A 25,688-nucleotide genomic window follows, 5' to 3' on the forward strand; every position below is an offset into this window, starting at 1 on the left:
ATGGCAGCATCTTACACTTGGAAACCATGACTTTCCCACGTCCTGAAGCACTGTTCGGCTTCACCCGCTTTACTCTGACGCGCATGGCTCGTTTGCGCCTGCCGCAAGTAGCCGGCAGTCTGACCTTTACCACGCTGCTGGCGCTGGTGCCCTTGCTGACGATTGCGCTGACGGTCTTTTCCGCTTTTCCGGCATTTTCCGAATACAGCACCCGCTTCAAGGTACTGCTGCTGACCACCTTGGTGCCGGAATTTGCCGGTAAGGTGATTACCGTTTATATGCGCCAGTTTACCGAGAACGCAGCCGGGCTGACGCTGTTCGGCGTGATCTTTCTGGGGGCGACTTCCATCATGCTGATGGCGACGGTGGAGCGCACCTTTAATGCGATCTGGAGCGTCAACAAGCCGCGTCCCTTGCTGCAGCAGACCATGATCTACTGGATGGTGTTGTCGCTGGGGCCTATCTTGCTGGGCGGCGGCTTGCTGGCCTGGCGCTGGCTATTCAAGGTCACGCGTTTCGAGCGGGTGTCGCCGCTGCTGGATCAGTCTATCCAGGTGGCAGGCTCCATTTTGCTGACGACGCTGGTGTTGACCCTGTTGCTGCGTATCGTGCCCAACCGCTTTGTACCCTTGAGGCATGCCGCGCTGGGCGGCACGCTCACCGCCATTTTGCTGGAGGCGGTGCGTGCGCTGTTCGGCTTTTATATCGGCGAGATGGGGTCATACCAGACGATCTATGGTGCGTTTGCCAGTATTCCGATTTTCCTGCTGTGGCTGTATCTGCTGTGGATGGTCTTGCTGGTAGGGGCCAGCTTTACCGCTTCGCTGTCTTACTGGCAGGGTCAGGCATGGCGGCGGCGCAATGAGCCGCGCCGCCGTTTTCTGGATGCGCTGGAGGTGATGGTCTTGCTGGATGCGGCACAAGAGCGCGGCAAGCCGGTCAGCCCGCAGGCATTGCGCGGCGAAGTCGCTGTCGGCTACGACGAACTGGGGCGGGTGTTGGAGCGTCTGTCCAGCGTAGGCATGGTGCTGGCCACCCAGTCCGGCGACTGGGCGCTGGGACGCAAGCTCTCGACCATCAACCTGGCCGAGCTGTTCCGTCTGTTTGTCTATCGCGGCGATGTCGAGGATGACGCGCTGGCCGAGGAGGTCGACCGCGTATTCCAGCCCTTTGTCGATCAGCTGGAAAGCACTACGCTGGCCGACTTTGCCCTGCGCGTGGCGCGGAAATAAGCGGCATCCTGATAAAAATCCGGGTCGCGGTTGGCTGCCCACCAGTTGGGAATGCCCAGTAGCGGCAAGGGCGGCATCTGGCGCGGGCTATGCAGCCAGTCGTCATTGCTCAGTGCGCTGGCAAGCCTTGCGTCCAGCGCCGCCAGTTGCGCGCTTTGAGGCAGGCCAAAAAAGTCGGCATCAACCTCGACCAGCAACGCCTTGGCGCACCAGCCTGGGTGCGGAGCCAGCGCCTGCTCGAAGACAGCATGCCCCAGTACCAGCGGGACGATTTCCCGTCCCCAGGCTGCGCGGTTCCCGACAAACAGCGTCTGCCAGTCCATATCATCCAGCGCCGCGAGCAGGTCGGGGCGGCAGCTGGCGACAATCACGCCGCACTCATCCAGCAAGGTCGCCGCATCCCTGAGCGGCCCGCGCTTGACTTCTCCGCGCTCGATTGCGCGCACATGGCGTGCATTCAGCGCGGTCTTGCTTTGTGGCCAGATCAGCCAGCACAAGGCATTAAACCAGTCGTGCCAGTTTTCACTGCGGGTCGGGACTTCGCCGGTGCTGCCGATATGCATCTCGTAATAGGCTTCTGGCTCAAGGTCGCAGGCGAAACGCAGTGTCGGCGGCAGTGTGATGCCGCTATGGCGGGCGCTGGCCAGCAGTTGGTCATAGTCTTGTTGTGTGGGCCAGGCCTGCAGCACTGCCGTGAGCGCACTCAGGCTGTCCAGCGTGGAGAAAAACGGGGCGGGGGCGTGCGGAAAGGAAGTGGAGATCATGCCGGGCAGTTCGGGTATGCGGCCTAATATTTTAAAGCAAGTTGCTGCGCCGGGTGCGGTTTGTTGCCGGCGCAGCATGGGGCTTACATGGCGGTCTTGATGCCGGCGCGAACCAGAAACCAGTTCATCGGGTAGGCGGTGATAAAGCCGCAAGCCATGGCGATCTGCATCATCAGCCAGAAGATAGGTTCAGTGGGATGCATCGGGCCGATCAGCCAGAAAATGGCGAAGGCCATCCAGCCATACATTCCGACTTGCCATGCACTGAGCGACAGAAAGTCGACCTTGAGCGCGCGCCACCATAGCGCTGCACCCTGCTGCGGTACCATGCCGATCAGGCCGCCGTACTGGAAGGTTACGCCGATAGCCAGCGCCAGCAGATAGTCCAGTGCCCATTCGCCGAAAACGGGGCTGCCCCATAGCAAAAAAGGCATCAAGAGAAACAGCCAGGGGCCGATCAGGTCGGCCAGGGAGCAGCCTGCGCCGCAATGCAGGGTGCCGGCGGTGATGCTCTGCCAGAACGGCTTTTTAGGACCCATGTCCATGTGCCCCATCTTCATATGGTCCATCTTCATGGCGCCCATATCCATGCTCATTTTCATATCGTGTCCGCCTGCGGGCATGTCCATCTTCATGGCGTGAGCAGATGTGATGCGGGGTTTGCTGCCATTGCCGATATGGCGGTAGGCCCAGATGGCGAGTGGTCCGGCCCACAGCGCATTGATTGGCCAGACCCAGCGCATGATGGCCATCATGGGAGCAGGGCGTTGGCGCTGGTCAAGCAGGATATAGATAGAACAGGCGAGACCCAGTGCAAGAGTGAACAGGGAAAGGGGGTGAAGCCAGGCGGGTAGATGCTGGAGAGGCATGGCAGAAACTCATGTTTGCAAGTCTCTATCTATAGCCTGATTACTTTGGGTTTTCTTATGAGGGGGGAGTGTCTTTAGCTTTTTTGCGCGCATATTCATGCGCATTACCCATACAAAAAGCCCCGCAATGCGGGGCTTTTTCTAGACAACAAATCCGGGCCGAATTACAGCGGCTGGATGTTGGTTGCCTGTGGGCCTTTTTGGCCCATGCCGGATACGTAGCTAACCTTCTGACCTTCGGCCAGCGACTTGAAGCCGTCAGCGCGGATTTCGGAGAAGTGTGCAAACAGGTCGTTGCCGCCTGCATCAGGAGTGATGAAGCCGAAGCCTTTTGCGTCGTTGAACCACTTAACGGTACCGGTTTCCATGAGGAATTCCTTTAAAACAAATCTGTAGAAATGGGCCTAAGCCCGAATGCGCAATAATCAAGGAAGACCGAGTGGAACAATGGAGTACCGCAATAAAGAGGAACAACTCTGATACTTGAATCTACTACTTGAAGATCTTGCGGAGACCTTTATACGCACCTTGTCCCGGTCGGTCAAATGGTTTTGTGAAAATAATTTCGGCCAAGCTATGGCCGGTTTTACGCCGGCCATAGCCATGCGCCGCTAAGTGCTTGTTTGGCTTGGGGGCATGGGTTTTGTATGCTGGCCTGCGGTATCAGGGCCAGTAGGACGGTTGCTTGGGGGCTGTTGCTTCTATCGGCCAACAAAAAACCCGCAAAGCCTAGTGCTGTGCGGGTTGGGTGAACTTCTTGGAACTTTGTGGAACTGCTTGTTGGTGCCCCCGGCGGGAATCGAACCCACAACTGCCCCTTAGGAGGGGGCCGTTATATCCATTTAACTACGGAGACTCTGAAACAGGTTAGGCCTGACGGCGCACCGCTTGGTAAGCCAGGTCGACCAGCGCCGCCTTGATGTCCGACTCGGGCAAGCCGGCAATCGCGGTAATGGCCGCATCGGCTGCGCGTTCGGCTTCAGTCGTGGCGTAATCCAGCGCGCCGCAGCATTGTACCGCAGACAGCACTTCTGGGAAACGGTCGCGGTTGGCATTGGCAATGGCATCACGCACCAGCTCTGCGGCTTCGGCGCTGCCGTGACGCATGGTGTAGATCAGCGGCAGTGTCGGTTTGCCCTCGGCCAGGTCATCGCCCAGGCTCTTGCCTATGGTGGCTGCATCACCGCTGTAATCCAGAACGTCGTCGATGATCTGGAACGCCGTACCCAGATGCATGCCATAGGCAGCCAGCGCCGCAATGCTGTCTTCGTCGGCGCCTGCCATGATGGCCCCCACTTGTGCCGCCGCCTCAAACAGTTTGGCGGTCTTGTAGCGGATAACCTGCAAGTACTGCTCTTCGCTGACGTCGGTTTCACCGATATTCAGCAGTTGCAGCACTTCGCCTTCGGCGATGATATTGGTGGCCTCGGCCATCACCTCCAGCACGCGCATATTGCCGCTGCCGACCATCATCTGGAAGGCGCGGGTATACAGGAAGTCACCCACCAGCACGCTGGCCGCGTTGCCGAACAGGGCATTGGCCGTTTCGCGGCCACGGCGCATATCGGACTCGTCAACCACATCGTCGTGCAGCAGGGTCGAGGTGTGGATGAACTCTATCATCGCTGCCAGCTTGTACAGATGCTCGCCGCGGTAGCCGCAGGCCAGACCGGACAGCAGGGTCAGAGCCGGGCGCATGCGTTTGCCCCCCGCACCGATAATGTATTCGGCCATCTGGCGGATCAGGGCAACGTCGGAGTGCAGACTCTCGCGGATAACGCGGTCAACCGCCTGCATGTCGTCGGCGATCAGGGTTCGGTAGAGGAGGTTGGACACAATGATTTTGTATGCGTGAGTGCTAGGGCCAGGAGCGCATGATATTAACAGAAAAGCCCTGCGCCCCGCCATGCCCTGTGCATGTGAGGGCGGGGCGGGCAAAAAATTGACACGATTCAGGCACTTGCGTAGAATTCCCGGCTCTTTCGCACGCTTCGTGTACGGAAGATTTTGAATTAGGAGCTATTCGAATGTATGCGGTCATAAAAACCGGCGGGAAACAGTACAAAGTTTCCGTTGGTCAAAAACTCAAAATAGAACAGATACCTGCAGACATCGACAGCCAGATCGTACTTGAAGAAGTGCTGATGGTCGCTGACGGTGAACAGGTTTCTGTAGGTGCTCCTCTGGTTGCTGGTGCTTCCGTGAAGGTTACGGTTGTTGCCCACGGCCGTGGCGAAAAGGTTCGCATCTTCAAGATGCGCCGTCGTAAGCACTACCAGAAGCATCAAGGTCACCGTCAGAACTACACCGAAGTCCGTATCGACGAGATTTCGAAGTAAGGAGCATAAGTCATGGCACACAAGAAAGCAGGCGGTAGTTCACGCAACGGTCGTGACTCCGAAGCCAAACGCCTCGGCGTTAAGGTTTACGGTAGCGAGCTGATCCCAGCTGGTTCCATCATCGTGCGTCAGCGCGGTACCAAGTTCCACGCAGGTGAGAACGTTGGTCAGGGCAAGGATCACACCTTGTTCGCCAAGGTTGATGGTTATGTAGAGTTCACCACCAAAGGTGCTCTGCAGCGCAAGACGGTTAATGTTGTTCCGTACACCGGTGCAGACGCCGAGTAATCGCCGTTCCGGTCTGGAAAGCCCTATCCTGCGATAGGGCTTTTCTTTTTTGTGAGGTGTGAGGCATGAGGTGCTGCACACGCGGCATCTGATGCCTGACTCCTCACTGTCCAGCGCAAGGATGAGAAGATGAAGTTTATTGATGAAGCCCGTATTGAAGTGGTAGCGGGCCGTGGCGGGAATGGCGCAGCCAGCTTCCGCCGTGAAAAATTCGTGCCGTTCGGTGGGCCAGACGGTGGCGATGGCGGCAAGGGCGGCAGTGTCTATGCCGTGGCCGACGAGAACGTCAACACCCTGGTTGAATACCGTTTTGTTAAAAAATACCTTGCCGAGCATGGTGAGCGTGGTCGTGGCGCCGATTGCTACGGCGCAGGCGGTGCAGATATCGAACTGCATATGCCGGTCGGCACCATCATCATGGATACCGATACCGACGAAGTGGTTGCCGACCTGAGCCATCATGGTCAGCGCCTGTGCATCGCCAAGGGCGGTGCCGGCGGTCTGGGTAATATCCACTTCAAGAGCTCGACCAACCGGGCGCCGCGCCAGTGCACGCCGGGTGAAGACGGCGAATCACGTTCGCTGCGTCTGGAACTGAAGGTATTGGCCGACGTCGGTTTGCTGGGCATGCCCAACGCCGGCAAATCGACCTTTATCCGCTCGGTGTCTGCGGCCAAGCCCAAGGTGGCCGACTACCCGTTTACCACGCTCTATCCCAATCTGGGTGTGGTGCGGATGCAGGATACCAAGAGCTTCGTGATTGCCGATATTCCTGGCCTGATCGAAGGCGCAGCCGACGGTGCAGGCCTGGGCCACCGCTTCCTCAAGCATTTGCAGCGTACCGGTATCTTGCTGCACATCGTGGATGTGGCTCCATTCGACCCGGATGTCGATCCGGTACGCGAGGCACATGCGCTGGTGGAAGAGCTGAAAAAGTACGATGAGGAGCTGCTGAGCAAGCCGCGCTGGCTGGTGCTTAACAAGCTGGACATGCTGCCGGAAGAAGAGCGCGAGCTGACGGTGTCGGCTTTCCTTGAGGCCTTCGGCTGGACTTCGGCCAAGCCGGACGACAGCTACGAGTTCGATATGGTGACACCACGCGTGTTCTCCATTTCGGCTTTGACCGGTGAAGGCACCAAGCCCTTGACCCACGCCATCATGCAATATCTCGACATCAAGCGTCAGCAGGAGCGTGATGAAGCGGCAGCCAAGGAAGCGGCCGAAGCCGAAGCCAAGGCGGTATTGCGGGCCGAGCGTCAGGCCGCTCATGCCCAGCGTGAAGCGGCAGCAGCTGACGCCCGTGCCAAGAAAGAGGCCGAACTGGCCGCGGCCAAAGCGGCCAACCGCGCGGCGCGCGAAGAAGGAAAACAGGCTGGCGAATAAGCTTTGACGTGATAAAGAATCGGGGGCAGACCTGTCAGCAGGCCTGTCCCCGATTTGTTTGTCTGTGCCGGATGCTTAACGGTAGTGTTTGCGGATCTCACGGCGGATTTCGCGGCGCGCCTCGCGCTTTTCCTGACGGACTTCGCGGAAGGCTCTCGCCTTGGCCTGGCGGACTTCGCGGGCACCTTCACGGATGGCCTGACGCTTTTCCCACGGTGTATCGGCATTGTAGAAGTCGCGTGCCGCTTCCCGCCTTTCCTGCAGGACTTCACGCGCACCCTCGCGCTTGGCTTGGCCAACTTCATGCGCGCCTTCCCATATTTCCTTGCGAACATCCCAGCTTCCGGCAAATACGCTGCTGCAGCCGAGTAGCAGCATGGCAATGATCAGGGGTTTTTTCATGTTTGATATCCTTGTATGGCGGATGGTGAGCTTGCTGCCACCCTTGACGATGCCTGAATTATGATTGCGGTTACTTTTTAAGTGTAGGGTGTGTGCATTTGTTCACGTGCCGCAGAAGTGCAGGCGAGCTTTTGGTGCCATCCACGATAAGCTGGATAGTTTTGATACACTCGCAGGCATTGCCCGCCAGGATATGCCGCATGCCCCGTCTGTTATTGCTTGTTGTCCTGTTGTTCTCCGGTCTGAGCGTACGTGCTGCCGAACCCTTGACTGTTGCCGTCGCCGCCAATCTGCAATACACCTTTGTCGAACTGGCGCAGCGTTTTACGGCGCAAAGCGGCATCCCGCTCCAGCCGGTGTACAACTCTTCCGGCAAGTTTGCCGCCCAGATCCAGAACGGCGCGCCATTTGATGTTTTCTTGTCGGCGGATACCGAATATCCGGCGGCGCTGGCCGCATCCGGCCATGCTGCCGGCGCGCCGCGCATCTACGCCTATGGTCAGCTGGTGCTGTGGTCGAGGCAGCCGGGCTTTGATATGAAAAACTGGCAGCAGAGCCTGTTGTCGCCCGCAGTCGGCAAGATTGCCGTCGCCAACCCCAAGGTCGCGCCCTATGGCCGAGAAAGCATGAAGGTATTGGCGCGGCTCAAGCTGGATGGCGTTTTGCGTGCCAAGCTGGTGTTTGGCGAGAGCATCGCCCAGACCAACCAGTACATCCATTCGCGCGCGGCAGACGCAGGCTTTACCGCCAAGGCGGTGGTGTTGTCGCGCCAGATGGCGGGGCAGGGACAGTGGGTGGACGTAGACCGCAAGCTGTACCAGCCTATCGGCCAGGCCATGCTGATTACCCGCCATGGTGCCGCCACGCAGGGCAAAGCCGCCCAGGATTTTGCCGATTTTATGATCGGCCCCGAGGCGCAGCGCATTTTGCAACAACACGGTTATCTGTTGCCATGAACCGCTTTGCCGCCACTTTGCTCGAGCGCGAGCGCGAGGGCTGTCTGAGCCTGAGCCGCCTCAGACTGGATAATGGTGTCGAGCTGACCGCCTTGTCCGCCGGTTTGGACGGCGTGGACGAGGCCGGCGCACGCCTGTATGTCGCCATCAAGGCGGCGGAAGTGTCGCTGGCGCGCCCGCCCTTGTCCGCCATCAGCCTGCGCAACCGCCTGCCCGGGCGGGTATTGCGTCTGGAGCATGGCCGTTTGCTGTCGCGCATTATGCTCGACTGCGCCGGCCTGACGCTGGAGGCGCTGATTACGCGGCGCGGCGCGGATGAGCTGGCGCTTGTGGTGGGGGACGAGGTGATTGCGCTGGTCAAGGCCAACGAACTGACGGTGCTCTCTGATGTGGACTGAACTTGACTGGGCACCGCTGTGGCTGACCTTCCGTCTGGCCGGCATCACGACCCTGATCCTGCTGCTGATCGGTGTGCCGCTGGCGGCGTGGCTAGCGGCCACCCAAAGCCGCTTCAAGCCGGTCGCGGAAACCCTGGTCAGCATGCCGCTGGTGCTGCCGCCCTCGGTGCTGGGTTTTTACCTGCTGTTGGCCTTCAGTCCGAATAGTGCGCTGGGTGGCTGGCTGTTGGCGACCTTCGACTTGCGTCTGGTGTTTACCTTTGAAGGGCTGGTGCTGGGCTCGGTTCTGTTCAGCCTGCCTTTTATGGTGCACCCCTTGCAGTCGGCCCTGTCGGCCTTGCCGCATAGCCTGAGCGAGGCGGCTTATACGCTGGGGCGCTCGCGCAGCAATACCCTGTTTACTGTGCTTTTGCCCAATATCAAAGGGGCTTTGCTGGCCGGTATCGTGTTGTCGTTTGCCCATACCGTGGGTGAATTCGGCGTGGTGCTGATGATAGGCGGCAATATTCCGGGGGTGACCAAGGTGGCCTCGATTGCCATTTACGATGAAGTCGAAAGCCTGAACTATGCCGCGGCCAATCTGTACGCCGGTGTGCTGTTTGTCCTGAGCTTTGTCATCTTGCTGACGGTGTATCTGTTCAACCGTCGCGCGTTAAGGACCGCATGATAGAAATCAACGTGGAAAAGCGGCTGGATGGCGCGGCGGGTAGCCAGCTCTTGCGCGTGGATAGCCGCTGGGATTCGGGGCAGCGCGTAGCGCTGTTTGGTGCCTCGGGCGCCGGCAAGACCACCTTGCTCAGGATGCTGGCTGGGCTGGTGCGCCCGGACGCCGGGCGCATCGTGGTTGATGGCGAACTCTGGTTCGACAGCAGCAAGGGCGTGTGCCTGCCGGCACAGGCGCGGCGGGTAGGTATGGTGTTTCAGGACTATGCGCTGTTTCCGCATTTATCGGTGCGCGGCAATCTCGAGTTTGCCCAAGCGCGCAAAGACCCGCAGCGGGTGGACGAGCTGCTGGCGCTGACCGGGCTGGCTGCGCTGGCGACGCGCAAGCCGGCGACTTTGTCTGGTGGCCAGCAGCAGCGGGTAGCACTGGCGCGCGCGCTGGCGGCCGAGCCGCGGCTCTTGCTGCTGGACGAGCCCTTGTCGGCGCTGGATCCGGATTTGCGCGAGCAGTTGCAGGGCGAGTTGCTGGCGCTGCAACAGCGGTTTGCCTTGTCTACGGTGCTGGTCAGTCATGATCTGGCCGAGGTGTTTCGTCTGGCGCAGCATGTGCTCAGGCTGGAAGCGGGGCAGGTGGTCGGCGAGGGCGCACCGGCCGAGCTGTTTCTCGCGCAAAGCAGCGGCGGACGCTTTCATCTGGCGGCACAGGTGCTGGCGATACGCCGCGTCGACGTGGTCGAGATGGCCAGCTTGCTGGTGGGCGGGCAGATTGTCGATGTGGTGCTGGATGAGGGCGAGGCGGCACGGTTGCGCGTGGGGGCTAGTGTCACCATCGCCGCCAAGGGCTTTAGTCCGCTGATTCTGTGATGTGACATAAATGCGAATAAATCGCATTCATTGCTGGATTAAATCACGCCGATAGGGTGATAATGCGAGCCATTATCATTTGTGTCGGAGTGTGCATCATGTTGCCTCTCACTCTGGGTCAATTGCGGCCCGGTCAAAAAGCGACGGTCAGCGCTTTGTCTGCGGCTGCATTGCCATTCCGGCGCAAACTGCTGGCGATGGGGATCACTCCGGGTTGTATGGTCGAAATCGTGCGCGTCGCGCCATTTGGCGACCCGCTCGAGCTGAGCCTGCGCGGCTTTTCTTTGTGCCTGCGTCGGGCCGAGGCGGACGGACTCGAGGTGGCGCTATGCCGTTAAACAGCATCAGCCTGATCGGCAACCCCAACTGCGGTAAAACCACATTATTCAATGCGCTGACCGGCGCGCGGCAGAAAGTCGGCAACTGGCCGGGGGTCACGGTAGAGCGCAAGAGCGGGCGTCTGCGTGGCGATGTCTCGCTGGAGGTGATTGATCTGCCTGGCACCTATTCGATTGAAGGCGGTGACGAAGGCGTATCGGAAGACGAATGCATCGCCCGCGACCATGTGCTGGCCGGTGCGGACGGGCTGATTGTCAATGTGCTGGATGCGGCCAATCTGCAGCGCAATCTGTTTCTGACCTTCCAGTTGCTGGATCTGGGCCGTCCGATGCTGGTGGTGCTGAATATGGTGGATGCGCTGGAAAACAGTGGCCACAGCATAGACATGCCGGCTCTGCAGCAGGCACTGGGCTGCCCGGTGCTTGCCATCTGCGCCAATCGTGGCAAGGGGGTTGCCGAACTGGTGACGGCCATCCAGCTGGCGGCGGCGAGCGCCGTGATCCCCTGCCCCGAGCCTACGCTGGCGGGCGATCTGGAAGCCTGGCTGCAGGCGCAGGCACAGGCCGAGCCGGATGTCAGCCGTGCCATACAGTCGGCACGTTTGCTGGAGGGTACGGCCAGTTCACTGCCGGATCTGGCCGGGGAGGACGCCGATATCGCGCTGGCCAGCGCGCGCTATAGCGCCATCGATCTGCTGTGTGCCAGAGTGCTGCGGCGCGAGCATATTGCCAGCCCCGGCATGACCGCGCGGCTTGACCGCTTCGCACTGGGCCGGGTGACCGGTCTGCCAGTGTTCCTGCTGGCCATGTATCTGATGTTCCTGCTTGCGATCAATGCCGGCGCGGTGTTTATCGACTTCTTCGACTTGGCCACCGGCACCTTGCTGGTGGATGGCACCGCTCATCTGCTCTCAAACATGGGTGCTCCGGCCTGGCTGGTGGCGGTACTGGCCCACGGCATCGGCGGCGGCATTCAGACCGTATCGACCTTTATTCCGGTGATTGCCGCCATGTTCCTGTGTCTGTCTTTTATGGAAGACTCGGGCTATCTGGCGCGGGCCGCCATGGTGGTTGATCGTGCCATGCGCGCGGTCGGCCTGCCGGGCAAGGCTTTCGTACCCATGCTGGTCGGCTTCGGCTGCAATGTGCCGGCCATTATGGGCACGCGCACACTGGACTCCAGCCGCGACCGGCTGACCGCCATCATGATGATGCCTTTTATGTCGTGCGGTGCACGCTTGCCGGTGTATGTGATGTTTGCCGCTGTTTTCTTCCCCAGCGACGGGCAGAATGTGGTGTTTGCCCTGTATCTGCTGGGCATCGCTATTGCGGTACTGACCGGGCTGGCCATGAAGCACAGCCTGCTGTCGGGCGAGATTTCGCCTTTTGTGATGGAACTGCCGCCTTATCGCCTGCCCACGCTTAAAGGCATGCTGATCCACAGCTGGCAGCGGCTGAAGAGTTTTATCGTGCGCGCGGGCAAGGCGATCGTGGCGGTGGTGATGGTGTTGTCGCTGTTCAATTCGCTGGGCGCAGACGGCAGTTTCGGTAATGAAAACACCGAGGCTTCGCTGCTGTCGGCAACCGGCAGGGTGCTGACGCCGGTATTTACCCCTATGGGCATTACGCAGGACAACTGGCCGGCAACGGTCGGGCTGTTTACCGGCATCTTCGCCAAAGAAGCCGTGGTGGGGACGCTGGATTCGCTGTACGGCAATCTGGCGCGCGCAGCGGCAGGGCATGAGGATGAGCCGGTTTACGATATGGCAGCCGGCCTGCAGGCCGCCGTTGCCAGCGTAGCTGATAATCTGGCGTCGCTGGGGGATGCGCTGACCGACCCGCTGGGTCTGTCGGTCGGGGATCTGGCCGACCGTGACGCCATTGCCGAAGAGCAGGGCGTGGATACGACCACCTTTGGCCAGATGCAAATGCGTTTTGGCGGTGCGGCCGCGGCGCTGGCCTATCTGGTGTTTATCCTGCTGTACACGCCTTGCGTCGCGGCGCTGGGTGCGGTGTATCGCGAGGCCGGCGCACGCTGGATGGCGGGGGTCGGGGCATGGTGCTTCGTGATTGCCTGGTCGGCGGCGACGCTGACTTATCAGGTCTCGCGTCTGGCAACGGTACCGGCCACGGCCGGGCTATGGATCGCTGGCGTGCTGGGCATGCTGGGGCTGGGGTTTTTGCTGTTGCGCTACTTTGGCCGTCAGGCTGGCGCGGCCAATACCCTGCCGGCAGGCAAGGCCAAGGCTTGCGCTTCCGGGAGTTGCGCATGCTGAACCGGCTGCGGGATATTTTGCAAAGCCGTGCCGTTTTGAGTCTGTCCGAACTATCGGTGCTGATGCAAGTGCCGCCATCTGCCCTGGAGCCCATGCTGGCGCTGTGGATACGTAAGGGACGGGTGCAGGTCAGTGGTTCGGCATGCGGCGGGGGCTGTGGTGGTTGCAGCAGCAGCGACTGCCGTCTCTACCAGTGGCGGGACGAGACAGTCCGACCGGTTTTTGTATTAGAGCAGGCTTAGTTGGCCGCTTGCATGCTGCGTTTGCGCGCAACCAGGCAGTTGCGTCCGCCTTGTTTGGCCTGGTACAGGCGCTCATCGGCCTGATGCAGTTGCAGCTCTATACTCTGGGTGCTGCAATCTGACAGGCCGATGCTGATGGTGAGATTCAGGTGCTGGCCGGCCAGATGCTGCTTCTGGTTTGCCAGCGCCTGGCGGAAGTTCTCCAGCCTTTGCTGCTGTACCCGGTTATCGCCGCCCAGAATAATGGCAAACTCCTCCCCGCCCAGTCGCGCCGCCATTTCGTCCGGAAAATGTTCTCGCAGCTGTTTTGCCAGCGCTATCAGCGCCTCATCGCCACCGGCATGGCCGCAGCGGTCGTTGATGGACTTGAAATGGTCGATATCCAGCATGGCGACAGCGTAATCGTCATTCTGGCGCAGTGCCTCGGCAAAAAAGGCACGACGGTTGGGCAGGCCGGTCAGCGCGTCCTGATTGGCTGCCTGCACCAGGGCCTCCATATTTTCCAGATATTCGATCGTACGCGTGATACGGCAGTAGAACTCTTCAGGATTGAATGGCTTACTCAAAAAATCGTCGGCGCCGGCCTTGATAAAGCGCGGATTGGTGCTGCTATTGGATGAACCGGAAATGCCGATGATGGCGAGTTGCTCGCGTCCGAAACTGCGACGGATCTCGGTGGTCAGGTTGGCGCCATCCATGCCCGGCATATCATGGTCTATCAGCGCCAGACGGATATGTTTGTGCTGTTTCAGTGCCTGTTTGGCTTCATCGGCATCGCTGGCAAGAATGACCTGGAACAGGTAGCGTTCCAGCAGCGATTTGAGATGTTGGCGTACGGTATGCGAATCATCGACGACCAATGCGGCCAGCTGGCGGTTGCGATCCAGACGGCGCAGCAGCATGGCTACATACTCCAGCGCCGCCGGCATGTCTTTGGGGATATAGTCGACGACCGGATAGGACAGAATCTTTTCGCGGGTCGCGGCATCATTGCGTGCAGTCAATACCAGCGTCGGGACACCTTTTTGCAGCAGGTCGTAAAGCGCCTCGCCTTCCAGTGCATCGGGCAGGCTGTAATCCAGCACCGCCGCCATCAATCCGCCCTTGAGTAGCTCCTGCTTCATCTGGGCGCGGCTCATGGCGATGCGGACGCAATAGCCCATGCGTTCTATCACCCGCGCCAGCGGGTGCAGAATGGCGGTACTGTCTTCGATTAGCAGGATATCGCCGCTCGGCATGCTCTTTCCCATTTGCGTCAATTCAATATGATCATATCATTAATCCATCTGGGTTGACTTGTGCCGTATGTTGTATCCGTTTGCCGAAGAGATCTTTTTCATATGTCACGCTGACGTGTAGCGCCAGGATGGAACCGGCTGCGGGCGGTTTATTGGCATCCGCCGCTTTGTTGGTAATAATGTGCCTTTTTATGACAAAGGCACGGCGCAATGAAGCTCACCCCTCTTGATGGTAATTCGCAGAAGCTGGATGGCGGCGCGATGTTCGGCAATGCACCGCGTGCCTTGTGGTCGCGCTATCTGGCGCCTGACGAGGCCAATCGTGTACCGCTGGCTTGCCGCTGCCTGCTGGTTGAAACGGCTGGCCAGCGTATCCTGCTGGAAACCGGGATTGGTGCTTTTTTCTCGCCTGAAATGCGCGAGCGTTACGGCGTGGTCGAGGCGCAGCATGTCTTGCTGGACGCACTGGCCGCGCAGGGCCTGTCTGATGCCGATATCGATGTGGTGATCCTGTCGCATCTGCACTTCGATCACGCTGGCGGTCTGCTTGCGGCCTGGGATGGCGGCCCGGCCCGACTGCTGTTTCCCAACGCGCACTTTGTTGCCGGTCGCGCCGCCTGGCAGCGTGCACTGACGCCGCATGCGCGTGATCGTGCCTCTTTTATACCCGAGCTGATCGAGCTTCTGCAGGCATCGGGTCGTCTGGTGCTATCCGATGGTGAAATACCGGATTGCCTGCCGCAAGACTGGCGCTTTCATCTGTCGCATGGGCATACGCCGGGTATGTTGCTGACCGAAATTCCGACGCCGGCCGGGCCGCTGGTGTTTGCCGCCGATCTGATTCCGGGTACGCCTTGGGTACATGTGCCGATCACCATGGGTTACGACCGCTATCCGGAAATGCTGATCGATGAGAAGCAGGCGCTGCTTGAGGGCCTGCTGGCGCGCGAAGGCGGCCTGTTCTTTACCCATGATCCACATTTGGCCAGCGGCAGGGTGGTGCGTGATGGCAAGGGGCGCTTTGGTGTCGAGGACTGGGATGTGCTGGCGGTGGCGTGATTGAGTGTTGTTTTTGTTTAACATGTTTAACGCGTGTTGAATTTATTAATTCAAAAATATGCGGCTAAAGGCATTTTTTGGCTAAATCCTTATCCGCAAGCCCTTGCAGCACTGGCAGGGAGGACGGTTCCGCCGCCCATCCCTGCCTTTTCCCGGGTAGCAGCGGACGCTGACGACACTGCAACTGTAGTTTTTTCGTTCACAACTCTTCGACTGGGGCATGGCATGGCGGATAATCCGCAAAAAACAACCACCCTAATCGCGGGAGACAGCGTGAGATGTTGATTTGGTTTGTCGTGCTTTATTTGATGGTGACGGTCGGGATCGGCCTGTACGCCTCGACCCGGGTTCAGAATGCCAAGGACTTTGCTACGGCCGGCGCCAGCATGCCCTTGCCGGTGGTGACCGCCATGGTGTTTGCCACCTGGTTTGGCTCGGAAGCCATCCTGGGTATCCCGTCCACCTTCCTGGCGGAAGGCTTCTCCGGCATCGTCGAAGATCCGTTCGGCTCTTTTGCCTGCCTGATGCTGGTCGGTATCTTTTTCGCGCGCCGCCTGTACCGGATGAACCTGCTGACCATCGGCGACTTCTTCCGCCAGCGCTATGGTCCGGTGGTCGAGGCGATTTCCAGCATCGTCATCATCCTGTCCTACCTGGGCTGGATCGCGGCGCAGATGACGGCGCTGGGCGTGGTGTTCAACGTGCTGTCAGACGGCGCGATCAGCACCACCATGGGCACCTTGCTGGGTGCAGTCATCGTGCTGGTCTATACGCTGTGCGGCGGCATGCTGTCGGTGGCGTTTACCGACTTCCTGCAGATGTCCATCATCGTGATTGGCCTGGTGTATCTGGTGTGGCTGATCGGCGGCATGGCCGGCGGTGCCGACGTGGTGATTGCCAAGGCGGTCGCAGCCGACAAGTTTACCTTTCTGCACGACACTGACCCCAAGACCGTGGTCGGCTTTATCGGTGCGGCGGTGACCATGATGCTGGGCTCGATCCCGCAGCAGGATATTTACCAGCGCGTGATGTCGGCCAAGAGCGAGCAGGTGGCCCAGCGCGGCACGATCCTGGGTGCGATCTTCTATCTGTGCTTCTGCATGCTGCCCATCTTCCTGACCTATGCGGCCGAGATCATCGAACCCGGGATGGTGGCCAGCGTGGCCGCCCGCGATGCGCAGATGATCCTGCCGACGCTGATCCTCGACAAGACGCCGTTGTTTGCGCAGGTCTTGTTCTTTGGCGCACTGCTGTCGGCCATCATGTCGACCGCCTCGGGTACGCTGATGGCGCCGTCGGTCACCTTTACCGAGAACGTGCTCAAGCACCTGCTGCCACGCATGACCGACCGCCAGTTCATCCGCGCGATGCGCATCTCCATCGTGGTGGCCGCCATCTCGACCACAGCCTTTGCCTTGTTGTCCGATGCCAGCATCTACGAGATGGTCGGCAACGCGTACAAGGTGACGCTGGTCGCCGCTTCGGTACCGCTGATTGCCGGCCTGTTCTGGAAGCGCGCGACGACACAGGGCGCGCTGCTGGCCATCGCTTTCGGCATGACTAGCTGGCTGTTACTGGAGGCCAGTTACACCGACGATGCCTTCTGGCCGCCGCAACTGATGGGCTTGCTGATGAGTCTGGCCGGCATGCTGATCGGCTCGCTGGCTCCGCAACGTATCGGGATGATGACGCCAGAGGCGCGACGCGCCTGAGTCTCTGTGCCAAAGCATAAAGAGCACGTCCCTGGTGGGGCGTGCTCTTTTTTTCTGTGGCCTGTTCGTGTCAGCAGCCTGGGGCGGAATGCGTCCCGCACCATCCACGGCCAGATCACTTATCCAGACTTACAGCGACAGCAGGCAGCCTTGGCGTAGCGGTTCGCTGCCGGCAACAAAGCACAGTTCGCTGCCGGCCAGCGTAAAGCGCTGCAACACGCGTGCGTAATAGAGGCCGCTGGTTTGTGCCGTCAGTTCGCTGCGCTGGCCGCTTAAGGGGTCGATCACCCAGCCTAGCCGCGTGCCGGCCTCGACCCGGGTGCCGGTTGGCAGGCTGTAGCTGACAATGCCGCCATGCGGCGCATAGCTGATGCCGACGCCGGCAAGTGGCGTGGGGGCTTCGGGTGCGGCCGGCGGCTGGATCTGTCCTGCGATGGCGCCACGCCAGACCAGATAAGCCAGCAAATTTTGCGCATCGGCTTCGGCTTGCTCCAGTGAAACGTCAAGCTGGCCGCGCAGTTCTACCGTGGCGGCAAAGCAGGCCATGGGCAGCCCGGGATAGTGCTGGCGCAAGCTCCACCACGGCCGGGTGCAGCAGTCATCGAAAGAGTTGCCGCCTTGCTCGGTGGCGTAGAGCGTGGCTGCCGCGCCCATAAAGCCGGCCAGAACACTAGCCTCTTCTTGCTGTTCGCTGTGCACATACAGATGCAGCGCCGCTTCGCTGTCGCAGTGCAGGTCGAGTACTACATCGCTGATACAGGCGAGCGAAAACAGGGTGTGCTGCAGACTTTGCAGTTCGCTTGCCGGCCGCTGTTCGGCCATCAGCGCCTGTATCTTGGCGCGTACCATCATCACGTCGTCTGCTGCGCCCTGGCCTAGCTGACCTTGCAGCCTCTGCAGCAAGGCAGGCGCAAGGTCTGGATAGTGGCGGTTGAAGTTAAGACCGCTGCCTGCGTCGAAGCGCCCTTGTGCCAGCCCCAGATGCTGCTGCGCCAGCCCGACAGGATTGGCAACGGGCAGCAGCAGGATTTCTCCTTGTATCTGTCCGTCGGTTTCCAGCCTGGCCAGATGTTCGCGCAAGCGTGTCAGCGTCAGCATGCCGGGGATTTCGTCAGCGTGCAGCGCCGCCTGCAGGTAAACGCGCGGGCGGGCGCCGGCTGTGCCAAAACGCCATAGTTGCAGCGCATGTTGCTGGCCGGGAATCGGGCTGATCAGGGGCAGGGTCTCGATTTTCATGGCAGGCTCGGTCGTATGGGTGATCAACGGCGTCACGTTCGCTGTTGTTCTTCAACAGGCATTCAGCGCAGGTAGCGCACTTCCTCTGAATGGTACCTTGCGGCTCGCCCCGCGTCTTGCCCATGATGCCGTATGCGTGTTGGCGGCTAAGGTGGGCTTACCCGTTACAACACATTTCCGATGTGTCATGGATGGCGAAAAAGACGGCGAGTGGCAAATGGCACAGGGTTTGTCCTGCTTGCTTTAACCCTAATGGCATGGCAAGGTCGGGGGATGACGACCTCCCGCTCCTCGCTGACTTCCGCCTATCTGCTCCTGGTGCTGACCACGCTGTTCTGGTCCGGCAATTTCGTACTCGCCCGTGCCACCCACGCCAGTATTCCGCCCTTGACGCTGTCGTTCGCGCGCTGGGCGATCGCGCTTTTGGTATTGCTGCCGTTCGGGCTGAAGCCTGCATGGCAGCAGCGCGCGCTATGGTTGCCCTATTGGCGCCGTTTGCTGGCGCTTGGCGTGTTCGGCATCGCCGGCTTTAATTCGCTGGTGTATCTGGGGGTGCAGGAAACTACTGCCACCAATGCGGTGCTGATGAATTCGTTTATCCCCATCCTGATCGTGCTGCTGGGCGCGCTGTTTTTCGGCATCAAGGCCAGCGCCCTGCAGTTGCTGGCGATTTTGCTGTCGTTTGCCGGCGTGCTGACCATCGTCGCGCACGGCGAATTGGCGCGCCTGATCCGCCTCGAGATCAACCACGGCGACGTGGTGGTATTTGCCGCCATGCTGGCGTGGGCGCTGTATACCTTGTTGCTGCGCGGCCTGCCGGCTGGCCTCAACCGCCTGGGCTTGCTGACGGTGCTGGTGGTGATCGGTCTTGCCTGCATCACGCCGTTTTTCCTGCTCGAATACGCCAGCGGGCAGCGTGCGCCGCTGAACGCGACCACGCTGATTACCTTCGCCTACGTCGGCACCCTGCCGTCGGTGGCCGCCTACTATTTCTACAACCTCGGCGTTGCCCGCGTCGGGCCGGCCAGGGCCGGCAGCTTCATCCACCTGATGCCAATGTTCGGTGCCTTGCTGTCGGTGCTGTTTCTGGGTGAAGCCTTCCATGCCTATCACGCCGCCGGGATCGCGCTGATCCTGTCCGGCGTGTGGCTGGCCGCGCGTGCGAACCGCTGACACCAGAGGAGAACACGATGAGTGAACAGGACAAACAGGCCGGCCTTGCCATGCGCACCCGGGTGATGGGCGAGGAATTCGTCGCGCGCGCGATGGGTAGCGCCGACGCCTTCTCGCAACCCTTGCAGGACTGGGTCAACGAGCATGCCTGGGGCAGCACCTGGCAGCGCGGCGGCATCGAGCTGAAAACCCGCAGCCTCGTCACCTGCGCCATGCTGGCGGTGCTCGGGCGCAGCACCGAACTCAAGGGCCATCTGCGCGGCGCGCTCAATAACGGCGCGACCCTTACCGAAATCCGTGAAGTGCTGCTGCATGTCGGTGTCTACGGCGGTGCGCCGGCGGCGGTGGAGGCATTCCGCGTTGCGCGCGAACTGATGGCCGAGCTGGGGCTGGAGATGGTGGAGTAGGGGGCGTAAGCCAGGGTGAAGGATGCGGCGTGTTGGCCACCATCCATTGGTGCCTGTGAGCGCTACATCATTGCAGGTGAATTCATGTTTCGGCCTCGGCTAGGGGCCTGATTGCTCAAAGGATGGAAGATGGAGTCAGGACTGCAGCAGTTATTGCGTGAGCTTGAGCAGTTTGGCGAGGGCAATGATGCAACGATCAGTGATCGTCCCCGGCGCATGCTCAATATTACCCGCAGCACCGGGGAGTTGCTGGGCGTGCTTGTCCGTAGTACCAAGGCAAGGCAAGTGCTGGAGATCGGCACATCGAATGGCTATTCGACGCTATGGCTTGCCGAGGCATGTAAGGCAACGGGCGGGCAGGTCCATACAGTAGAGTTTTCCGAATTCAAGTGTCAGCTGGCACTCAGCAACTTTGAGCGCTCGGGTCTGGACCAACAAATTATCTTGCAGCACGAAGATGCAGGACAGGTGCTGGCAGTAGCAAGGGATGATGCATACGATCTGATCTTTCTTGATTCAGAGCGCTCAGAATACCTTGGCTGGTGGCCTGACTTGCGGCGTAGTCTGCGACCCGGCGGTTTGCTGGTCGTTGACAATGCCGTTTCCCACGAAGCGGAAATGGTGGGGTTTATGGCACAGGTCAAAGCGGATCCTGCATTCTTCTGTTGCGTGGTTCCGGTCGGCAATGGTGAATTCATGGCGACCCGGGCCGTGAGGGAAGGTGCGCCGCTAGCGCCAGAGTAAGCCACTGCGTAGGGATGCCTTTGTCGCTGGTGGGTGATGGCCTTCGGCCTAAGCCACCCTACCCATCATGCGCGTGTGGTTGAATCTCGATGGCATGTGGCGCAGGATATGGCGTCAACCCACAAGGAGCAGCCCATGCCTACCATCACCCTGCGCGGTAACCCTATCGAAGTTTCTGGTGTCTTGCCTGCCGTCGGCTCTCAGGCACCGGCCCTGAATCTGACCAACGGCGATCTGGCCGAGGTGACGCTGGCCGATTTTGCCGGCAACAAGATCCTGAATATTTTCCCTAGCGTCGACACCCCGACCTGCGCCACCTCGGTACGCAAGTTCAACGAGCAGGCTGCCGGCCGCGACGGCGTGACCGTGCTGTGCATCTCGGCCGACCTGCCGTTCGCGCAGAAGCGCTTCTGCGGCGCCGAAGGCATCGAGGGCGTGGTCAATCTGTCGACCTTCCGCCATCCCGAGTTTCGCAGCACTTGGGGCGTAGAGTTTGCCAGCGGCCCCCTGCAGGGTCTGACTGCGCGCGCGGTGGTGGTGCTGGATGCCGACAACAAGGTGTTGCACAGCGAGCTGGTGAGCGAAGTCGGGCAGGAGCCGGACTACGCTGCGGCGCTGGCGGTGTTGTAAGCAGCTGGGTGGAGGGACGCCACTTCTGGCGTCTGTTCTGCCTGTTTAAACCAGCTCATCTCGCCCAGCAATAGCACCGAGGCCTGATCCAGGCGTTGAGTCATCGGTGCGATGGCGGCCATCTGGCGGGCAATGGCCTGTGCCTTGTCCGACAGGTGGCGGCTGGTGTCGACGATCTGTCGCCCGCTGGCTTCCTGTTCTTCTCCCGCCTCTCCAATCTCGCTGACTTTACGGCTGACTTCGTTCAGTGCCGCATCGACGGCGGCCAGCGTTTCGGCCTGTACGCTCTGTGCCTGCCGGCTGTCGTTGCCGGTGCTGCCCGCTTCCCGAATGGTGCTGTCCAGCACGCCGGTCGCGTTTTCGATCTGCAGCAGGGCCTGGCCGATGCCGTCGGTGGCGTCGCGGGTGCGTTCGGCCAGTTTGCGTACTTCATCGGCGACCACGGCAAAGCCGCGGCCGCTCTCGCCGGCGCGTGCCGCTTCGATGGCCGCATTGAGTGCCAGCAGATTGGTCTGGTCAGCGATATCGCGGATCAGCGTGCTGACCTGACGGATATTGTCGCTGGAGCATTTCAGTTCACTCATCTGCAACGAAACGGCATCGATGCGCTCGAGCAGGCTCCCCATCTTGACCGCGCCCTGTTCGCATGCGCTGCGGGCGCTGGCGGTGCGGCGCGTCACGTCGGCGGTGCCAGCTTCGATCACTGCCAGATGGCGGGCGATCATGGCGGCCGCTTCATCGACGCGGCTGGCTGCATGGTGGGATACGCCGGCTTCTTCAGCCTGAGCCGCGCTGATGGCAATGACCTGCTGGGTCAGTCCGGACAGCAGCGTGTTTTCATGTGCACCGGCCGCTGCATGGCTGTGGACGCGGGACAGCAGTGTCGACAGTTTTTCCAGAAAACGGTTGATGCCTTGTGCCGCATGCGACAGTTCATCCTTGCCTGCTTCGGGCAGGCGCGTAGACAGCCAGCCCTCGGCCAGATGGCCGGCGGCCTGGTCGATGGCGCGCAGACGGCGTTTGAGCCAGTGGGCGATCAGCCCTTGCGACAGCACCACGGCGAGACAAGCCAGTGCCAGCGGCCCGAGTACCAGCAACAGCAGCTGGTCAAGGTCGCGGGAAATCTGCAGATTGTCCCGTTCCGTCTGAGCCTGCAGGCGCTGGAGGTCCTGATCCAGCCGTGTGACCAGTGGTGCCAGAAAGCTGCTGTAGGCGGACTCCGGGATCGCCAGCGCGTCTTCCGGTGCGGTGGCGGCAATCTGTAATGCCGAGGCCATCTGCTGGTGGTATTGCGTCCAGCTGGCGGCAACCGCGTTGCGGAACACTTCGTGCTCGCTGGCCGGCAAGGCCGCCAGCACTTCCGGCAGCAGGCGGGCGTAAGTGGCGTCGGCACGCTTGAGCCTGACGGCCGTTTCATCCAGCAGCGGGTCGGCGCGGGACAGTGCCAGCGCCTCGCTCTTGAGGGTGTACAGCTGGATGCCGAGCGTCTGTTGCTGGCGGTTGTGCTCCAGCTCGCCCAGTGTCCGCTCCAGCAAATAGGCGCTGCTGGCCATGACCAGCAGCAGGCAGGCGAGGGTAAACGCAACCGAGGACCACAGGCGCTGGCTGATCGTCATTCTCTGGCACCATTTTATATGAATGGCCGCAGCTTAACCTTGGGTGGTTAAATTTTTATGACAAGTAATTGTCGGTGTGCAAGGCTGGGTAGCGCATTCGTGCAGCCAGTCTATCAACACCTGCAGTCGCTTGGGGACGGCCGCGTAGGGCGGGTGAACCAGGTAATAATCATAGTGGCCGGGCTGGGTGAAATTGCCGAAGGGCAGGATCAGTTCGCCCTTGTCTATGCGCTTTTGTACCAGCTGATGGCGGCCGATAGCGATGCCGCCATGGTTGAGCGCCGCAATTACACATAGATCCGAGCGGTCAAAGGTCAGGCTACGTTCGGGCAACAAGGCATCCATCTGGTGATGACGCGCCCACAAGCGCCATTCGGCATCGTAGGCCGCGTTATGCCAGGCCAGCGAATCGTGCAGCAAGGTGCAATGGCGCAGATTGTCCGGCGTGTCCAGCAAACCATGCTGATGGGCATATTCCGGGCTGCACACCGGCGCGATCATCTCCCCCATCAGCTTGCTGCCGACCAGACCGGGAAACTCGCCATCGGCGTAGTACAAGGCCAAGTCGATGGCTTGCGTGCGGACGTCGACGTTATCGTTACCCACGCGGATATCCAGCGAGATATGCGGGTAACGGGCGCTGAAGTTGGCCAGACGCGGCACCAGCCAGCACTGAGCCAGTGACGGACGGACATAGAGCGCGATGGCGCCGGCCACTTCGGCTTGCGGTGTCTGCTGCAATGCCTCTGACAGCTCCCCCATCGCTCCTTGCAAAATGCGGTAGATGCGCTCGCCGTCTTCGGTCAGGGCGACCCTCCGGGTCAGGCGGTGGAAGAGTGCAAGTGACAGGCTTTGTTCCAGACGGGCGATACGGTGGCTGACGGCGCTGGCGGTCAGGCAGAGCTCTTCGGCGGCGCGGGCGAAGCTCAGGTGGCGGGCCGCCACCAGAAAGGTATGCAGGTTGGCGAACTGGGCGTTGGTGAGCTTGGCGCCCATTCTTGGCGAAAGATTCAACATGGTCGCATTGTACCGGAAAGCCGGATGCAAACCGCCCGGGCCTGCCGCAGTCAGCGCGCCCGGGCAGTGCAGGGTGTCGACGTTTAGGCCAGTAGTGCCCGGCCTTTGGCCAGATAGGCTTCCATTTCAGCCGGCGGCACCATGCTGCCACCGGTACCCCATACCAGATGGGTTGCATTGGCCATGCGCTCGGCGCTCAGGCCGATGCGGGCACGGTAGCCCTGTGTTTCCTGCAGTACCCGCGCCATGCCCTGCACGCCTGCCAGTGCCGAAGGCTCCATGCGGATGCCTTCCAGCTGTTCGGCCAGTGCCAGATAGCGATACAGCGTTTCATCGCTGACGGTGTAGTAGCCGTCCAGCAGGCGCTGCATCGCCTTGCCGACAAAACCGGAGGCACGGCCGACCGCCAGCCCGTCGGCGGCAGTGACGTTATCGATGCCGAAGTCCTGCACCGACACCGCGTCGTGCATGCCGGTATGGACGCCCAACAGCATGCACGGCGAGTGGGTCGGTTCGGCAAAGATGCAGTGTACGGCATCGCCAAATACCAGTTTCAGACCGAAGGCCACCCCGCCCGGGCCGCCACCAACGCCGCATGGCAGATAGACGAACAGCGGGTGTTCGGCGTCGACAGTGATGCCGGCGGCCGCGATCTGGCGCTGCAGGCGCTCGGCGGCAACGGCGTAGCCGAGGAACAGGCTGGTAGAATTTTCATCGTCGACAAAGTGGCAGCTAGGATCGGATTCGGCCTGTTTGCGGCCTTGTGCCACCGCGACGCTGTAGTCGGATTCATATTCAACCACGGTCACGCCATGGGCGCGCAGCTTGTCCTTCTTCCACTGGCGGGCATCGGCCGACATATGCACCGAGGCCTGGAAGCCCAGCTGTGCACTCATGATGCCGATGGACAGGCCGAGGTTGCCGGTCGAGCCGACCGCGACCTTGTATTGGCCGAAGAAAGCGCGCATGGCATCGCTGTCCAGTTTGGCGTAGTCGTCATCGATGGTGAGCAGGCCGGCAGCCAGCGCCAGGTCTTCGGCATGCTTGAGCACTTCATAGATGCCGCCGCGTGCCTTGATCGAACCGGAAATCGGCAGGTTGCAATCTGCCTTGAGCCACAACTGGCCGGCAGATTCCTGGTCATGACGCGCCATCAGTTCGGCTTGCAGCTTGGGCATGGGCAGGATGCCCGACTCGATAATACCGCCGCTGGCGCGGGTTTCCGGGAACACCTGCATGATGTAGGAGGCAAAGCGGTCCAGACGGGCACTGGCATCGGCCACATCGGCAGCGGTCAGGCCGACATCTGCCAGTGCTTCTGCCGTCGGTGCGATGCCAGGGTTGAACCAGCTGGTTTCCTGCAAGGCGATCAGTTCATTGATCAGCGGGTAGCTGGCGCACCAGCTTTCAATTGTTTTGCCCAGAATCATGATGTTGCTCCTGTATCAGATAATAAGTTTGATCATGTGTTGTCTGTAGTCTGCTTAAATCACGCGCGACAACAGCAAAGTCAGTCCCAGTGCGACCACGGAGGCCAGCACGGTACCGCCGGTAAATTTCTTCAGTGCATCGGATAGCGAGACACCCAGATATTCCTTCACCACCCAGAATGCCGAGTCGGTGACGTGGGTCCAGCCGATAGCGCCGGCGCCGATGGCAATCACGATGATTTCACGGCTGTAGCCGGAGTTATCGCCCAGCATAGGCAATACCATGCCGGCCGCGCTGATCATGGCAACGGTGGCCGAGCCGACGGCGAAGTGCATCAGCCCTGCAATCAGCCAGGCCAGTACGATAGGGTTCATGTCCAGTTGTGCCAGCGTTCCGGCCAGGACCTTGCCC

28 protein-coding genes and 1 tRNA gene are annotated in these 25,688 nt (G+C 60.6%); 17 read left to right on the forward strand and 12 right to left on the reverse strand.

What is annotated here, in order from left to right; translation table 11 throughout:
- The first annotated feature begins 26 nt into the window (after positions 1–26).
- Positions 27–1,232, forward strand: a complete 1,206-nt coding sequence (locus tag EGI20_RS00295; protein WP_498628664.1) for a YihY family inner membrane protein — start codon at positions 27–29, stop codon at positions 1,230–1,232.
- On the opposite strand, the gene EGI20_RS00300 is transcribed toward EGI20_RS00295, so the two are convergent.
- The 5 genes from EGI20_RS00300 to ispB form a co-directional block, all read right to left on the reverse strand.
- Complete coding sequence (locus EGI20_RS00300; protein ID WP_498628666.1) at positions 1,178–1,996, reverse strand: DUF3025 domain-containing protein; 819 nt, start codon at positions 1,994–1,996, stop codon at positions 1,178–1,180. The two genes, EGI20_RS00295 and EGI20_RS00300, sit on opposite strands and share 55 nt — an antisense overlap.
- 83 nt (positions 1,997–2,079) lie before the next feature.
- On the reverse strand, positions 2,080–2,865 hold the full coding sequence (locus EGI20_RS00305; protein ID WP_498628667.1) for a DUF4396 domain-containing protein: 786 nt from the start codon (positions 2,863–2,865) through the stop codon (positions 2,080–2,082).
- Between the two features lie 164 nt (positions 2,866–3,029).
- Positions 3,030–3,233, reverse strand: coding sequence for a cold-shock protein (locus tag EGI20_RS00310; RefSeq protein ID WP_124735977.1), 204 nt, complete (start codon positions 3,231–3,233; stop codon positions 3,030–3,032).
- Positions 3,234–3,646: 413 nt separating this feature from the next.
- Positions 3,647–3,721 (reverse strand) — tRNA-Arg (locus EGI20_RS00315).
- Between the two features lie 11 nt (positions 3,722–3,732).
- The gene (ispB, locus tag EGI20_RS00320; RefSeq protein ID WP_498628706.1) at positions 3,733–4,704 is read right to left on the reverse strand and encodes an octaprenyl diphosphate synthase; all 972 of its coding nucleotides are present in this window, start codon (positions 4,702–4,704) and stop codon (positions 3,733–3,735) included.
- A gap of 188 nt (positions 4,705–4,892) precedes the next feature.
- Here ispB and rplU point away from each other — a divergent pair, with 188 nt between their 5' ends.
- From rplU to obgE, 3 genes are all read left to right on the forward strand, one after another.
- Positions 4,893–5,204 (forward strand): 50S ribosomal protein L21, encoded by a 312-nt coding sequence (rplU, locus tag EGI20_RS00325; protein WP_124736600.1) that lies wholly within the window; start codon positions 4,893–4,895, stop codon positions 5,202–5,204.
- Between the two features lie 12 nt (positions 5,205–5,216).
- Positions 5,217–5,492 carry a 50S ribosomal protein L27 gene (rpmA, locus tag EGI20_RS00330; RefSeq protein WP_124736599.1) on the forward strand — a complete coding sequence of 92 codons (276 nt, stop codon included), beginning with the start codon at positions 5,217–5,219 and terminating at the stop codon, positions 5,490–5,492.
- Positions 5,493–5,621: 129 nt separating this feature from the next.
- Positions 5,622–6,875 carry a GTPase ObgE gene (gene obgE, locus EGI20_RS00335; protein ID WP_498628670.1) on the forward strand — a complete coding sequence of 418 codons (1,254 nt, stop codon included), beginning with the start codon at positions 5,622–5,624 and terminating at the stop codon, positions 6,873–6,875.
- A gap of 75 nt (positions 6,876–6,950) precedes the next feature.
- On the opposite strand, the gene EGI20_RS00340 is transcribed toward obgE, so the two are convergent.
- Entirely contained in the window at positions 6,951–7,277 is a 327-nt protein-coding gene (locus tag EGI20_RS00340) for a hypothetical protein (protein ID WP_498628671.1), read from the reverse strand.
- 200 nt (positions 7,278–7,477) lie between these two features.
- On the opposite strand from EGI20_RS00340, the gene modA reads away from it, so the two are divergent.
- The 7 genes from modA (at position 7,478) to EGI20_RS00375 (ending at position 13,014) form a co-directional block, all read left to right on the forward strand.
- The gene (gene modA, locus EGI20_RS00345; protein ID WP_498628673.1) at positions 7,478–8,233 is read left to right on the forward strand and encodes a molybdate ABC transporter substrate-binding protein; all 756 of its coding nucleotides are present in this window, start codon (positions 7,478–7,480) and stop codon (positions 8,231–8,233) included.
- Entirely contained in the window at positions 8,230–8,631 is a 402-nt protein-coding gene (locus EGI20_RS00350) for a TOBE domain-containing protein (RefSeq protein WP_124736595.1), read from the forward strand. Before modA ends, EGI20_RS00350 begins: the two co-directional genes overlap by 4 nt.
- Positions 8,621–9,298: a molybdate ABC transporter permease subunit gene (gene modB / locus EGI20_RS00355; RefSeq protein ID WP_498628675.1), complete on the forward strand. Its 678-nt coding sequence runs from the start codon at positions 8,621–8,623 to the stop codon at positions 9,296–9,298. Before EGI20_RS00350 ends, modB begins: the two co-directional genes overlap by 11 nt.
- Positions 9,295–10,158, forward strand: coding sequence for an ATP-binding cassette domain-containing protein (locus EGI20_RS00360; RefSeq protein WP_498628676.1), 864 nt, complete (start codon positions 9,295–9,297; stop codon positions 10,156–10,158). Before modB ends, EGI20_RS00360 begins: the two co-directional genes overlap by 4 nt.
- Before the next feature lie 98 nt (positions 10,159–10,256).
- Positions 10,257–10,496, forward strand: a complete 240-nt coding sequence (locus EGI20_RS00365) for a FeoA family protein (RefSeq protein WP_498628677.1) — start codon at positions 10,257–10,259, stop codon at positions 10,494–10,496.
- Entirely contained in the window at positions 10,487–12,772 is a 2,286-nt protein-coding gene (gene feoB / locus EGI20_RS00370; protein WP_498628680.1) for a Fe(2+) transporter permease subunit FeoB, read from the forward strand. The genes EGI20_RS00365 and feoB overlap by 10 nt, the downstream gene beginning before the upstream one ends.
- Complete coding sequence (locus EGI20_RS00375; protein ID WP_498628682.1) at positions 12,766–13,014, forward strand: FeoC-like transcriptional regulator; 249 nt, start codon at positions 12,766–12,768, stop codon at positions 13,012–13,014. Before feoB ends, EGI20_RS00375 begins: the two co-directional genes overlap by 7 nt.
- Here the strand turns inward: EGI20_RS00375 and EGI20_RS00380 are convergent.
- On the reverse strand, positions 13,011–14,252 hold the full coding sequence (locus EGI20_RS00380) for a response regulator (RefSeq protein WP_498628684.1): 1,242 nt from the start codon (positions 14,250–14,252) through the stop codon (positions 13,011–13,013). The genes EGI20_RS00375 and EGI20_RS00380 overlap by 4 nt on opposite strands.
- A gap of 210 nt (positions 14,253–14,462) precedes the next feature.
- Between EGI20_RS00380 and EGI20_RS00385 the strand changes: the two genes are divergently transcribed.
- Both EGI20_RS00385 and EGI20_RS00390 read left to right on the forward strand, forming a co-directional pair.
- Positions 14,463–15,311, forward strand: coding sequence for an MBL fold metallo-hydrolase (locus EGI20_RS00385; protein WP_498628685.1), 849 nt, complete (start codon positions 14,463–14,465; stop codon positions 15,309–15,311).
- 278 nt (positions 15,312–15,589) lie between these two features.
- Positions 15,590–17,023 (forward strand): high affinity choline transporter 1, encoded by a 1,434-nt coding sequence (locus EGI20_RS00390; RefSeq protein ID WP_498628687.1) that lies wholly within the window; start codon positions 15,590–15,592, stop codon positions 17,021–17,023.
- Positions 17,024–17,152: 129 nt separating this feature from the next.
- Here the strand turns inward: EGI20_RS00390 and EGI20_RS00395 are convergent, their stop codons facing one another.
- The gene (locus EGI20_RS00395; RefSeq protein WP_498628689.1) at positions 17,153–18,259 is read right to left on the reverse strand and encodes a succinylglutamate desuccinylase/aspartoacylase family protein; all 1,107 of its coding nucleotides are present in this window, start codon (positions 18,257–18,259) and stop codon (positions 17,153–17,155) included.
- Between the two features lie 273 nt (positions 18,260–18,532).
- On the opposite strand from EGI20_RS00395, the gene EGI20_RS00400 reads away from it, so the two are divergent.
- From EGI20_RS00400 to tpx, 4 genes are all read left to right on the forward strand, one after another.
- Entirely contained in the window at positions 18,533–19,432 is a 900-nt protein-coding gene (locus EGI20_RS00400; protein WP_498628691.1) for a DMT family transporter, read from the forward strand.
- 17 nt (positions 19,433–19,449) lie between these two features.
- On the forward strand, positions 19,450–19,839 hold the full coding sequence (locus EGI20_RS00405) for a carboxymuconolactone decarboxylase family protein (protein WP_498628693.1): 390 nt from the start codon (positions 19,450–19,452) through the stop codon (positions 19,837–19,839).
- A 129-nt stretch (positions 19,840–19,968) separates the two neighbouring features.
- The gene (locus EGI20_RS00410) at positions 19,969–20,583 is read left to right on the forward strand and encodes an O-methyltransferase (RefSeq protein WP_498628695.1); all 615 of its coding nucleotides are present in this window, start codon (positions 19,969–19,971) and stop codon (positions 20,581–20,583) included.
- Positions 20,584–20,718: 135 nt separating this feature from the next.
- Positions 20,719–21,213 carry a thiol peroxidase gene (gene tpx / locus EGI20_RS00415; RefSeq protein ID WP_498628697.1) on the forward strand — a complete coding sequence of 165 codons (495 nt, stop codon included), beginning with the start codon at positions 20,719–20,721 and terminating at the stop codon, positions 21,211–21,213.
- On the opposite strand, the gene EGI20_RS00420 is transcribed toward tpx, so the two are convergent.
- From EGI20_RS00420 to EGI20_RS00435, 4 genes are all read right to left on the reverse strand, one after another.
- Positions 21,186–22,829, reverse strand: a complete 1,644-nt coding sequence (locus EGI20_RS00420; RefSeq protein WP_498628699.1) for a methyl-accepting chemotaxis protein — start codon at positions 22,827–22,829, stop codon at positions 21,186–21,188. The two genes, tpx and EGI20_RS00420, sit on opposite strands and share 28 nt — an antisense overlap.
- A 33-nt stretch (positions 22,830–22,862) precedes the next feature.
- On the reverse strand, positions 22,863–23,846 hold the full coding sequence (gene dsdC, locus EGI20_RS00425) for a DNA-binding transcriptional regulator DsdC (protein ID WP_498628701.1): 984 nt from the start codon (positions 23,844–23,846) through the stop codon (positions 22,863–22,865).
- An 83-nt stretch (positions 23,847–23,929) separates the two neighbouring features.
- A complete protein-coding gene (gene dsdA / locus EGI20_RS00430; protein WP_124736487.1) occupies positions 23,930–25,276 on the reverse strand; it encodes a D-serine ammonia-lyase in 1,347 nt (448 codons plus the stop codon).
- 54 nt (positions 25,277–25,330) lie between these two features.
- Positions 25,331–25,688: GntT/GntP/DsdX family permease (locus tag EGI20_RS00435; protein ID WP_498628704.1), on the reverse strand; the 358-nt coding region annotated here is incomplete at its 5' end.

Source organism: Aquitalea sp. S1-19 (assembly GCF_024343515.1).